This window comes from Microbulbifer sp. SAOS-129_SWC (genome assembly GCF_039696035.1).
Taxonomy (GTDB): Bacteria; Pseudomonadota; Gammaproteobacteria; order Pseudomonadales; family Cellvibrionaceae; genus Microbulbifer.
In genome coordinates this window covers 607,493-619,435 of record NZ_CP155567.1, presented here as the reverse complement: position 1 = coordinate 619,435, position 11,943 = coordinate 607,493, and the positions used below count along the sequence as shown (strand labels likewise).

The 11,943-nt window shown below is 65.0% G+C and carries 10 protein-coding genes; 2 read left to right on the top strand and 8 right to left on the bottom strand.

Annotated elements, in window-relative coordinates:
• The 4 genes from ABDK11_RS02530 to mrcB form a co-directional block, all read right to left on the bottom strand.
• Complete coding sequence (locus tag ABDK11_RS02530) at nt 1-594, bottom strand: rhomboid family intramembrane serine protease (RefSeq protein WP_346838752.1); 594 nt, start codon at nt 592-594, stop codon at nt 1-3.
• Between the two features lie 73 nt (nt 595-667).
• Nucleotides 668-931, bottom strand: a complete 264-nt coding sequence (locus tag ABDK11_RS02525) for a helix-turn-helix transcriptional regulator (protein WP_346838751.1) — start codon at nt 929-931, stop codon at nt 668-670.
• A gap of 160 nt (nt 932-1,091) precedes the next feature.
• On the bottom strand, nt 1,092-1,955 hold the full coding sequence (locus ABDK11_RS02520; RefSeq protein ID WP_346838750.1) for a winged helix-turn-helix domain-containing protein: 864 nt from the start codon (nt 1,953-1,955) through the stop codon (nt 1,092-1,094).
• Nucleotides 1,956-2,190: 235 nt separating this feature from the next.
• Nucleotides 2,191-4,773 carry a penicillin-binding protein 1B gene (gene mrcB / locus ABDK11_RS02515; protein ID WP_346838749.1) on the bottom strand — a complete coding sequence of 861 codons (2,583 nt, stop codon included), beginning with the start codon at nt 4,771-4,773 and terminating at the stop codon, nt 2,191-2,193.
• A 232-nt stretch (nt 4,774-5,005) separates the two neighbouring features.
• Here mrcB and ABDK11_RS02510 point away from each other — a divergent pair, with 232 nt between their 5' ends.
• On the top strand, nt 5,006-6,001 hold the full coding sequence (locus tag ABDK11_RS02510) for an adenosine kinase (protein WP_346838748.1): 996 nt from the start codon (nt 5,006-5,008) through the stop codon (nt 5,999-6,001).
• A gap of 22 nt (nt 6,002-6,023) precedes the next feature.
• On the opposite strand, the gene ABDK11_RS02505 is transcribed toward ABDK11_RS02510, so the two are convergent.
• The 4 genes from ABDK11_RS02505 to ABDK11_RS02490 form a co-directional block, all read right to left on the bottom strand.
• Entirely contained in the window at nt 6,024-7,802 is a 1,779-nt protein-coding gene (locus ABDK11_RS02505) for an EAL domain-containing protein (protein WP_346838747.1), read from the bottom strand.
• Nucleotides 7,803-8,023: 221 nt separating this feature from the next.
• The gene (locus ABDK11_RS02500; RefSeq protein WP_346838746.1) at nt 8,024-8,590 is read right to left on the bottom strand and encodes a YajG family lipoprotein; all 567 of its coding nucleotides are present in this window, start codon (nt 8,588-8,590) and stop codon (nt 8,024-8,026) included.
• Nucleotides 8,591-8,714: 124 nt separating this feature from the next.
• Entirely contained in the window at nt 8,715-9,176 is a 462-nt protein-coding gene (locus tag ABDK11_RS02495) for a copper chaperone PCu(A)C (protein WP_346838745.1), read from the bottom strand.
• A gap of 1 nt (nt 9,177) precedes the next feature.
• Nucleotides 9,178-9,870 carry an N-acetylglucosaminyltransferase gene (locus ABDK11_RS02490; RefSeq protein ID WP_346838744.1) on the bottom strand — a complete coding sequence of 231 codons (693 nt, stop codon included), beginning with the start codon at nt 9,868-9,870 and terminating at the stop codon, nt 9,178-9,180.
• A gap of 199 nt (nt 9,871-10,069) precedes the next feature.
• On the opposite strand from ABDK11_RS02490, the gene ABDK11_RS02485 reads away from it, so the two are divergent.
• Entirely contained in the window at nt 10,070-11,869 is a 1,800-nt protein-coding gene (locus ABDK11_RS02485; protein WP_346838743.1) for a protein-disulfide reductase DsbD, read from the top strand.
• The last annotated feature ends 74 nt before the right edge of the window (nt 11,870-11,943 follow it).

Genomic DNA, 11,943 nt, shown 5'->3' with positions numbered 1-11,943 from the left:
TTACAGCAACCGCGCCCAGGCGCCGGGATCCAGCACCAGCACAAACAGCAGGCCGGTCACCGCGCCCCAGAAATGCGCATCGTGATTGATACGGCTGCCGCGATCGCGGCCGGCATAGGCGCTGTAGGCCAGGTAGAGGATGCCGAAAATCCAGGCCTGGATCGGGATTGGCAGGAACAGCAGATAGAGTTCCGACGTCGGGAAGTAGACGATGTAGGCGAACAGCACCGCGGAGATGGCGCCGGACGCCCCGACACTGGCGTAGCGGGGGTTGTTGCGCTCCTTGAACAGCGTCGGCAGGTGGCTGGTCACCAGCGCCAGCACATACAGTACGATAAACCAGGTAGCGCCGATGCGCCGCTCGAGTACGGTGCCAAACATCCACAGACACCACATGTTGACGGCCAGGTGTAGCAGGTTGGCGTGCACGAAGCCGGCCAGATAGAGGGAATCGCGCTGCTGGCCGCGCCACACCGCATAGGGGCGGAAAGCGCACTGGTCGAGTAGTCGCGGCGCCATGTAGAGCGCAATCAGGCTGACCGCGGTGGTGACCACCAGCAAGACAGCCGTGGCCGAGAAAGAGAAGTGTTGCAAGGTTCCGTCGCCATAATCCGTGAGAGCTACAGCCTACTACGGATTACCGCGGCGCCAGAAGCCCTCACCCGACTCAGAGCAGCCGCTGGGCGATACACAGGGCGACCAGATGGCCGCTGTTGCGACAGCCCGCCTTGCGCAGAATATTCTTGCGATGATTCTTCACCGTGTGGAAGGAGATCGACAGCTGCTCGGCAATTTCAGCGCTGGTGGCCCCGGCGGCAATCAACCGCACCACCTCCAGCTCCCGGGCACTGAATCCGCGCTGCACAGGCGGCGGATGGTTAAAGCTCGGCTGTGCTTCTGCACGGCACTCACCAACGTTGACGTCAAACATGTTGCTCCCCGTAACTACATGCGATCCACTCTCCCGGCCGGCGATGATGGCGTGTTTGCGTGCCAGCCGGGTGAGCGAAAACCCTATCGGGATGGCGGGGTAAAATCTTTGAAAGTTTGTGAAAAGTTTTGAACGACCCGAATTCCACAGCTCACTGGTGTCACTGCTGCTGCGCGCGCTTCTCGATCACCGGCAACACCAGCCCGTAGAGCGCGTCCGGCGTTACCGCCACCCCCTGCCCGCCGCGCTCACGCAATAGTGACTGCTGGGCCTTCGAGGTCAGGATGGTGTAGAGGAAGAATGGCGTGTGGATGCCCCGCGCGCGCATCTGCTCCAGCAGCTTGAGCCCCGCCAGGCCCTCCCGGCCGCGGCCCATGTCGGAGATCACAGCGTCGTAGCGGTACATCGACAACAGGGCCAGGGCGTCTTCGCTATTGGTGGCACCGTAGACGGCAATGCCCTGGCCCTCGAGAAAGCGCCGCTCGGCCAGGTTGTTCTGTGGATTGTCGTCTACCCACAGGATACGACCACGCGTATCTGGCGCTTCGCCGATTACCAGCGGCGCGGGCAAAGGCGTGTGCGGTGCCAAAAAGTGGTAGGCGGCGCCACCCGCCAACAGCAGTGCCAGCGCAGCACCGACACGCCAGATGCGGCGCCGTAGCGAGCCCGCCGGAGGGGGTTGCGGCTGTTCGCGCTCCGGCGCGGGGAAAACCAGCTGCTCGGCCAGCTCCGGCGCCAGCCGGTAGCCGCGGCCGTGCAGGGTCTGGATCAGCGGCCCGCTGTAACCCTGCTGGCGGAAGAACTTGCGCGTATCGGACACCAGGCGGCCCAGTGACCACTCGGACACCACTGTATTCGGCCACAGTTGCTGCAGCAGCGCGGTGCGCTCGCAGCAGGCCGGATAGGCCTCGATCAGCAGCGACAGCAACTGCAGCTGTCGCGCGTCGGCGTCCAGCGAGCGCCCATCCGCAGCGATTCGCAGCTCGATGGTGTCCAGTTCAAACTTGGCGAAGCGGCACTGCATGTCGCTATGGCGTGACCCAGTTCACAATGTTGGCGAGAACTTTTACCGGAAAAACAGGGCCGATACCAGCGAACGAGCGAAAAAGTATGATTTTATTGCCCACCCGGCCAGGGAGAGTGCCGGGGCGCACTTCGAGCGTTTCAGGGTCGATTGGTCGCGGGGGCTTGCGGACAGGGGCCGCAAACCCGGGCTGACAGGGACGCCGAATGGCTGCTTTAAACCGCCCGAGCGCCCGTCAGGGCCACTGGTCCTCCTGATCCGGCGGCCACGGCTGCGCGTCTTCGACCGGCGCCCCCTGCTGGCCGCTGCGCGGCTGCTCGCCGGACCGGGGCTGCTGCTCGCCGCGCGGCAGCTGCAGGGGTTCCTCGTCTTCCTGCGGAACCTGCTCGCCGTCGTCGCGCTGCAGCTGCTCGCGCAGCTGGCGCTGGCGTTCCCGCTGGCGCTGCTGCTCGTCCGGCTTGGTGCCCCAGCCCGGAGTCATCTCCTCTTTGGGCGCCGCCTCATCCTTGTCGCGATCGAACCAGTTGCGGAACCAGCGCCAGCGGTCGCCACCGCTACACTCCGGCGCCGGCTTCAGCTTGGTCTCGTAGGAGAACGGCATCTCGCGACCGCCCTGGCAGTACTTCGGATCCATGAACTCGTCGCGACTGTTGACCCGTTTGAACTCGACGCCGCGCGGCGGCGCGACCGGGCCGTGCACATGCGGCAGCTGACGCATGATTTCGGTCCAGATTTTCAGCGCGCCGGTGGCCCCGGTGAGACTGGTGCGCTCGTTATCATCGCGGCCAACCCACACCACTGCGGTCAGTGTCGGCGAGAAGCCAGCGAACCAGCTGTCGCGATAGTTATTGGTGGTGCCGGTCTTGCCGGCAAACGACACACTCGAGGGCAGGCGCCGATAGGCACTGCGACCGGTGCCCTCGCGCATCACCTGTTCCAGCGCATAGCGCAGCAGGTACGCGGGCACCGGGTCCACGTGGCGTTCGGCGTGACGGCGGAAGTGCTGTACGTGTTCGCCATGGGCGTCCGACACCGCCAGCAGGGTGTGCAACTCGACGTCCTCGCCACCGTTGGCGATGGTCTGGTACATACCGGCCACCTCGAACGGGGTCAGTTCCGCGGTGCCCAGCAGCAGTGACGGCACCCGCGGCAGGTCCGCCTGTACACCGAGGCGACGGATGGTCTGGCGCACGTTTTCCAGCCCCAGGTCCAGCCCCAGCCGTGCGGTGGCCAGGTTGTAGGACTTCTCCAGCGCCTTGTACAGCGGTACCTGGCCGTGGGCGCGGTTCTCGAAGTTGGCCGGCATCCATACCTCACCGTTGTCGCCCTCGACGCGAATGGGAGCGTCATCGATCAGCGTCCCCAGGTTGTAGTCGAAGGGCCGTTCGAGCGCCGTCAGGTAGACCGCCGGCTTGACCAGCGAGCCGATCTGGCGCCGTGCCTCCAGCGCGCGGTTGAAACCCGGGTAATGGGGGCGGCGGTCGCCCACCATCGCCAGGACATTGCCGCTCTTGTTGTCCAGCACCACCGTGGCCGCCTGCAGGGAATCCTTCTGCAGACCGCGGTTTTTCTCCAGGCTGGCAGTCCCCTGGCTGACCGAGTCCTCGGCCAGTTTCTGTACCGACGGCGCCAGACTGGTGTAGATCCGCAGCCCGGCGGTACGCAGTTCCTCGTAGGAGTAATAGGGCCGTAATTCGTTCAGCAGCTCCTCGGTATACGCCGGGTAGGGGTTCTGCGCCGCCGCGCCGGCACTGGCCACCCCCAGCGGCTTGGCGGCATAGGTCTTGTGCTGCGCTGCAGTGATCAGTCCCTGCTCCTCCATGAGCTCCAGTACCGTGTTGCGCCGCTCCAGCGCGCGCTTGGGATTGCGCCACGGATTGTAGTAGGAGGCGCCCTTGGCGAGGCCCACCAGCAGCGCGATCTGCTGCGGCTCCAGCGTGTCCAGCGGCTTCTGGAAATAGAATTCGGAGGCCAGCCCGAAGCCGTAGATGGCGCGGCTGCCCTGCTGGCCCAGCCACACCTCGTTCATGTATTCCTGCAGGATATAGGCCTTGTCGTAGTGCAGCTCCATCAGGATGGCCATCAGCGCTTCATTGAACTTGCGCCGCAGGCTCGGTCGGTGGTCGAAAAAGATATTCTTGACCAGCTGCTGGGTGATGGTGGAACCGCCCTGCACCACGTGACCGGCGCGGATATTGGCGACCATCGCGCGGGCGATCCCCTTCAATGAAACGCCGTGGTGATACAGGAAGTCCTGATCCTCCACCGCGATCAGGGTGTTGGCCAGCAGCGGCGGAATATCCTTGAAGCGCACTGGATTGCGGTCATCGCCGCCGCCGAGCAGAGTGCCGATATTGGCGGCGTCGAGACGAAACTGCTTGATCGAAGCGCCGTTTTCGTCGCGCAGGTTGCTGATTTCGTCGTTGCGCAGGCGAAAGCTCACTAGCGCCGCCGGCTCGCGGCCGTCGGGATGGATGAAGTCGCGGCGGTAGACCCGGTAGTCCATGCCCTCACGGGTCCAGTGGCCCGGCTCGTTCAACTGGTCCACTTTTTTGTAATGCAGCGCGTCGAACTCCGCCTGCAGCTCGTCCGGGCGCATGATCATGCCGCTGCGCAGTATCAGCGGGCGCGCGAATACACGCGCCGGCAGCTGGTACTGGCGGCTGTCGAGGCGCTCGCGCAGCTCCACGTCCAGGTAGACCATATAGCCGGCCAGAACCAGGCAACCCACCAGGCCGAGCAGGCCCAGCCGTACCATCCAGCGGCGCAGTCTTCCGGGGTTGGACGCTTTCTTGCGTCGGCGCTTTGTCGATGCCATATAAATGCTGTACCGAGGTTTTCAAACAACTATAGATAGGGGGCGCTGCGGGGCGCACCGGAGATTTGACCAAAACCTGCAACAGTTGGTCACAAATGCGCCATGATTGCGCGCTATATGCCGGGCTTTTATAAGGTCTGCGCCGCGCAAGTCAAACCCCGCGTCTTGCACTTGGCCGGCCGGCGGCCATAATGCGCCGGTAACGCAATCAGCCCGACAACAAGGATCCTCCATGCAACAGTATGATCTCTACGGCATCGGCGCCGCCCTGCTCGACACGGAAATCGAAGTCAGCGACCGCGACCTGCAGACGCTCGGCGTCGACAAGGGAGTCATGACGCTGGTGGACGATGCGCGCCAGCAGCAACTGGTTGCAGACCTGCGGGACCATCTGGTCACCGCCAAGCGTGCCTGTGGCGGCTCCGCCGCCAACACCGTGATCGCCGCCAGCTACTTCGGGCTGCGCACCTTCTATTCCTGCAAGGTGGCCGCCGACGACAACGGCGACTTTTACCGCGCCGACCTGGCCAGCGCCGGTGTCGCCTACCCGGCCGCGCTGCAGCGAGCCGACGGCGGCACCACCGGCAAATGCCTGGTGCTGATCACCCCCGATGCCGAACGCAGCATGAATACCTATCTCGGCATCAGCGAGCAGCTGTCGGTAGCAGAGCTGGACCTGGAGGCGCTGCGCGCATCGCGCTGGGCCTACATCGAGGGTTACCAGGTATCCTCAAGCAGCGGACGCGCCGCCGCCATCGCCCTGCGCAAGCAGGCGGAGCAGTGTGGCGTAAAAACCGCGCTCAGCCTCTCCGACCCCGCCATGGTGCATCTGTTCCGCGACGGCCTGCAGGAAATGATCGGCGCCGGGGTCGACCTGCTGTTCTGCAATCGCGACGAGGCGCTCGCCTTCACCGGCACCGAGTCGGTGGATGCCGCCGCCGCAGCGCTGCGCGACTACTGCCGCAGTTTTGCCATCACCCTCGGCGGCGACGGCGCACTGCTGTGGGACGGCGAACGCCAGCACCGGGTGAACGCCCCCAAGGTACACGCCATCGATACCAATGGTGCCGGCGACATGTTTGCCGGCGCCTTCCTCTACGGCCTCAACCGCGAACAACCATTTTCCGAGGCCGGTGAGCTGGCCTGCCGCGCCGCCGCCCAGGTGGTGAGCCAATACGGCCCGCGGCTGCGCGCGGAGCAGCACGCAGAGCTGCTGACGCCGGCTTAACGGCGGCCGGTTTGCAGAGGAATCAGGACTGCGGGGAGCGCGGATCGCAGATTTCCGGCAGGCTGGAGGCGGCGGCGATACCGAAACCCTGGGCGTAATCCACGCCCATCAGGCGCAGCTTTTCCAGCAGCTCCGGCGTCTCCGCATATTCGGCGATGGTGCTGATGCCCATGTGCTTGGCCAGGTGGTCGACGGTGCTGACCATGGCGCTGTCGATCTCGTCGTCGAGCATATTGCGCACGAAACTGCCGTCGATCTTCAGGTAGTCCACCGGCAACTGGCGCAGGTAGGCCAGCGACGAAACACCGCGACCAAAATCGTCGAGAGCAAAGCTGCAGCCGGCGGCGCGCAGCTTGTGGATAAAGATCAGCGCGCGCTCCAGGTTGTTGATGGCACTGGTCTCGGTAATCTCGAACTGCACCCGCGAAGGCGCAACGCCGGCCTCCGTCAGTTCGTGCAGGACGAAGTCGGCAAACGTCTCATCGCCGAGGCTGAGCCCGGAAATGTTGATCGCGTAACTGAGTCCCCCGCCGGTGTGGCGCTGTTCGCGGGCCATATAGCCGAAAATCCGGCGGATCACCCAGCGATCCACCTCTTCGATCAGGCCGTAGCGCTCCGCCGCGGGCAGGAACAATCCCGGCGAAATCACGCTGCCGTCGCGCCCGCGCATGCGCACCAGTATCTCGTAGTGGTGCACCCGCAGATGGTCCCGCAGCGCCACCACCGGCTGGCGGTAGAGCAGCAGGCGGTCCTCGCGCAGGGCCGCGTGTATCTCCGCCACCCAGGTGGTCTGGCGGCGCTTCTCCAATACCTTGCGCGAATCGCTGAACAGCTTGACCCGATTGCGCCCCTGGTCGCGGGCAGCGCAGCAGGCGTCGTTGGCGGACGCGAGCAGCTGGCCGGCCGGCGGCGCGTGGCGGTCCACCGCCACCGCACCGATGGAAATCGCCACACGGCTGTCGTTGCCCTCCCAGTGGAAGGCAAACTTCTGCACCGCCTCGCGCAGGCGCACCACCACCCGACGCGCCTCCTCCACGGTACAGTCGCGCAGCAGTATGGCGAATTCGTCACTGCCCACCCGCGCAAACAGGTCGGCACTCGACAGGCAGCGCTGCAGCTGCGTCACCAGCTGCACCAGCAGCTGATCGCCGGCCGCGTAGCCGAGCGTGTCGTTGATCACCTTGAACTGGTAGACATCCAGGTACAGCAGTACATGATGCTGGCGCCGATCCAGGCACTGGGTCACCGCCAATTGCAGTTCGCTTTCGAAGTACTGGCGGTTGGGCAGGCGGGTGAGGGGGTCGTGGCTGGTCTGCCAGCTGAGGCGGGAGGAGATACGGCGTGCGGCGGAGGTATTGCGCAGTACCAGAACATAATGTTGCAGCCTCGGCCCATCGCACACCGCCTGCACCTGCACCGAGATATCCAGCAGTTGCGGCTCGCGCTCGGGCCGCAACAGGCAGGCGGCAAATTCGCGCTTGGCGGGCAGGGCCGCAGCGGCATCGCCGTCGTCATCCGGCAGTATCGGCGGCAAGCGCGCGCCGTCACGGTCGTAAAGCAGCAGGGTGTCATTGAGCTTCTGGCCGGGCAGCAGGCCCACCAGATCACCGGTCATTTCACTGATCAGCGGATTACTGTAGGTGACGCGGCCGCTGGCGTCAGTGACGATCACACCGTCGGCAATTTCGCCGAGTGCCGCCTCCGCCGCGGCCAGGCTGAGCTCCGCGCCCGGCATCAGCTCGTCCGCGACCTGCTCCAGCAGGCCGACGTATTCGACAGATTTCGGATCAAACTCAGTCAAAGCGTCAAGCTCGCGTCTCGTGGCCCGATGTCATCCCCCGGGGGCCCATATTATGGATACCGCTATCGGGCGTCATGCGACATCGCTGCGAACCTGCATGCTCCATCATGCAAACCCGCACAGTCATTCAAAATCTGGAGCCTTCCGTGCTCACCAACACCGTTTGTTGGAGGAAATTTCCCGCTGTCACCGCAGGCCAGGTAGCCTAAGTTGCACACTCCTCAGTGGGTACGCAAGAAATTTTTCAGCTTCTCATCGGCGAAGGCGCGCTGCAGCGTCACACTCAACAGGTTGTTGACGCGCGATTCGACCTCGTCCTTGTTCGGGTTGATCAGGTTGCGATCGCGCCCCTTGGAGCGGTAGTTGCCATAGTAAGTGGCACCGCCGATTTTTACCGCCAGCTGCACCTCAGCGGTGGTATCCACCTTGCTGGTCACCAGCGTATTGGGGCTGTTGTAACTGAGGCCGGTCAGGTTCGCGGTCACCTGCACCTGCGCGTTGCCGTCGACCGGACGGAAGTTCCAGCTGGTGAAGCCGTCGCGCAGGGAGGTCGCCATGGCATCCTCGACATTGTTGGCCAGGCGCACCTGCGACGAGTTCGAGTAGATGCCGCCGAGCGAGCCGAGGCCGCCGCCGGGTAATTTGTTGACACCCTGAACGCTAATGGTGCGCCCGGCACCGATATTGTCCGGCGCCACCTGCACTTGCGGGCGCACCTGAATCTGCAGCGGGCTGTGGGCGCAGGCGGCCAGGGCACAGGCGCCCACAATCGTAAGCAGTTTTTTCATTGAATCCTCCTGTTGTTCTCTCGTCGTCTCCCCGCATCGCGAAGCCGGTGTCGCGCGGTTCGGGGATTAGTGAATTTGATCTCTGCCGCCGGCAATACATGCGACGGTCAGTCCGCCGGACCGGTCAACCGTGCTTGTGGCCGCCACCCTGTGGGCCGCGCACCGGCACGCGGATATTCCGCTCGCTGCCGTTGGCAAAGTGCAGGCGCAACGACAGTTGTTCGCCGGCTTGTAATCGCACACCACGCAACATCAGGTGAACGCCACCCGGTGCCATCGCCACGGTAGCACCGGCAGGAATGGCCAATTGCGCCAGCGGGCGCATGCGGTTGATCCCGTCGTCGACGACCGTAGTGTGCAGCGCCGCCGCGGCGCCGTCGCGGTCCGGCAGCGTTACCGCGACAAGCCGGCGTGGTGCCTTGCCACTATTACGCAGGGATAAATAGGCGGCGCTCATTGTCGCTCCGGGCGGGGTTTCGCGCGCATAGCCACTGACATCCAGAGCGGTTGTGGCCTGCGCCGCGGCGCACCCCAGCCAGGCCAGTCCCACTAACAGCACACCCGCTATCCACTGCCATCGCTGCATTTCAGTTGCCCCCGGTCGGCTGCATCAGAATCAGTCGCGGCGGCGAACCGATGCGGATGTCGCCGCGCACCCGGTAACCCATGACTGCATCGCGCAACTGCTGATAGACCCAACGGCCCTCGGCGTCGTTACGGGCCACAATAATGACCCGCAGGCCATCGACGCGAATGCGCTCGGCGGCGCCACGCAGCAATTGCACCACCGATTCGGCCCGTGACGCCAGCGGCCCCGCCGGCAGCGGCACTTCATCACCGCTGGGGACCTGGCTGCCGGCGCGGCTGCGCTCGCGGGCCAGCTGTTTCCGCACTTCCGCCACCAGCGGGCTGCCCGGGGCCAGCGCCTCGGCGCTGCGCAGGTAGCCGTTGACCTCGCCAAAGGCGCGGCGCCGCAATGCGTCGCGGGCCCGCGCCACCAACTCGATCACGATCGACTGGATGCCACTGCGGGCGCGGCGGTTATCCGAATCCAGCTGCCTGACCCGCAGGTAGTAATCATAGGCGCTGGCACCGGCGGGCTGGGTCAGGTGTCCGCGCTGCTGGGCTTGCTCGGCGCGTCCGAGCAGGAAAGCGATATTGCGCTGGCGCACTTCCTCCGGCGTGGGGCCGGCGGGTTTCTGCGGCTTGGGCAGCGGCACCGCGCGCGGCACCGGCGCCGGCGTGGTGACACAGCCACCCAACCACAGGGCCAGGAGCAACGCGGCTCCGATCGCAGATGAACGCTGAAACTGTGACAAGCTTCCCCCACTGTTGTTTTTTTGCACCGTACTCGCGGCTATACTGCGGCACGGCGCCTCGAACTGCCACGCGTCGCGGCAGTCAGAGATCTGACTATAAATAATTTTTACCACTGTGGCTGTGATGACCGACAGTTTCCGAAAAAATTTCCTCCAAGTAGTGGCAGCGTTGGTATTTTGCTTTGCCGCCACCACTTATGCCGCGCAGGATCCCTTCGCCAGCCAATCGTTTGGCACGCCCGAGGCCGACGAGTTCCTGCCGGTGGATCAGGCCTACAAACAGGATTTCCTGTTCGAGCCCGGCGGCACCGATGCCATTTTCCAGATCGCGCAGGGCTATTACCTCTATCGCGACAAGCTCGCCATTTATCGTATCGACGGCGAACAAAAGACCCCGCTGACACTGGCACTGCCCGCGGGCGAAAACGTCTGGGACGATTACTACGAGAAAAACACCGAGGTGTACCGGCTCCAGCTGGAAGTCCCGCTGACCCTGCCGGCGAGCACGGGACCGCAGGAACTGGAAGTGCACTATCAGGGCTGTGCCGATGCCGGCCTGTGCTACCCGCCACAGGTGCGCTATTTCCGCCTCGATACTGCCGCGGGCAGCGCCGCACCGATACCCGCACCCACCGCCGGCACACCGGCGCGGGCGAACAGCGCGTCGGCGGCACCGACTACGGGTACTACGGGAACTGGCGACCTGACCCTGCCGCTGGCCATCGCGCTGGCGTTTATCGGTGGCCTGCTGCTGAACCTGATGCCGTGTGTGTTCCCGGTACTGTCGATCAAGGTACTGGCCATCAGCCACGCCGCGCAGCACGGTGGACAGCGCCGCGCCCACGGCTGGGCCTACAGCGCCGGCGTGGTATTGAGTTTCGTGCTGATCGCCGCACTGATGCTGGCACTGCGCGCCGGTGGCGAAGCAATCGGCTGGGGCTTCCAGCTGCAGTCGCCGTGGCTGGTAGCGGCACTGGCCTACCTGTTTTTTGCCATGGGCCTGAGCCTGTCCGGGCTGACCGAATTCGGCGCACGCCTGATGGGCATCGGCCACAACCTCAGCGCCGAGCAGGGCCTGCGCGGCTCCTTCGCCACCGGGGCACTGGCGACGCTGGTGGCCAGCCCGTGTACCGCGCCGTTAATGGGGTCGGCGCTGGGCTATGCCGTGACCCAGCCCGCGGCCCTCGCGCTGGCCGTTTTCGGCGCACTGGGCGCAGGTATGGCCGCACCTTTCCTGCTACTGACTTATATTCCCGCGCTGGCTGAACGCCTGCCGCGCCCCGGCCCCTGGATGGACCGCCTCAAACAGCTGCTGGCCTTCCCCATGTACCTGACCGCGGTGTGGTTGCTGTGGGTACTGGGGCGCCAGACCGGCAGCGACGGCATGGCGCTGGCGCTCGGCGGCGCGGTGGCGGTGGCCTTCGCGCTGTGGCTGTGGCCGCGCAGCCAGTGGCACTGGGGGCGCGGTGCCGTGGCGCTGGCGGCACTGCTGCTGGCCCTGCTGTTGCTGCCACAGCTTTCGACCATGCGCGCTGCCGCGCCGCAGGACTCCGATTACTGGCAGGCCTACTCCGCCGCGCGCCTGGACGATGCCCGCAATGCGGGTCACCCGGTACTGGCCAATATGACCGCGGCCTGGTGCATCACCTGTCTCGCCAACGAGAAGGCGGTACTGTCCAGCGACGCCGTCAGCGACACCATCGACCAGCTGGGCGTCGTCGCCCTGAAGGGGGACTGGACCAACCAGGACCCGGAAATCAGTCAGCTGCTGGCCCGCTACGGTCGCACCAGCGTGCCCCTGTACTTGCTCTATCCCGCGGGCGGCGGGGAACCGCAGATATTGCCCCAGGTGCTCACCCGCGACGGCCTGATCCGTGCGCTCAACGCCGCTGCGCAGCAGGGAGAGCGCGCCACTGCCGGCACAATCGACACCCCCGCCGCCGACGGTGCGCCTTTATAGCCAGTTAGAGGGGCATATCCGACAGGCCCATAGAGTAACTTCTGCAATCTGTGCGCGAAAAGCCGCCCATCTCC

What these genes read in the sequence shown, in the direction of transcription:
- ABDK11_RS02525 (WP_346838751.1), bottom strand. Translation starts at nt 931, where the DNA reads ATGTTTGACGTCAACGTTGGTGAGTGCCGTGCAGAAGCACAGCCGAGC.
- ABDK11_RS02520 (WP_346838750.1), bottom strand. Translation starts at nt 1,955, where the DNA reads ATGCAGTGCCGCTTCGCCAAGTTTGAACTGGACACCATCGAGCTGCGA.
- mrcB (WP_346838749.1), bottom strand. Translation starts at nt 4,773, where the DNA reads ATGGCATCGACAAAGCGCCGACGCAAGAAAGCGTCCAACCCCGGAAGA.
- ABDK11_RS02510 (WP_346838748.1), top strand. Translation starts at nt 5,006, where the DNA reads ATGCAACAGTATGATCTCTACGGCATCGGCGCCGCCCTGCTCGACACG.
- ABDK11_RS02500 (WP_346838746.1), bottom strand. Translation starts at nt 8,590, where the DNA reads ATGAAAAAACTGCTTACGATTGTGGGCGCCTGTGCCCTGGCCGCCTGC.
- ABDK11_RS02495 (WP_346838745.1), bottom strand. Translation starts at nt 9,176, where the DNA reads ATGCAGCGATGGCAGTGGATAGCGGGTGTGCTGTTAGTGGGACTGGCC.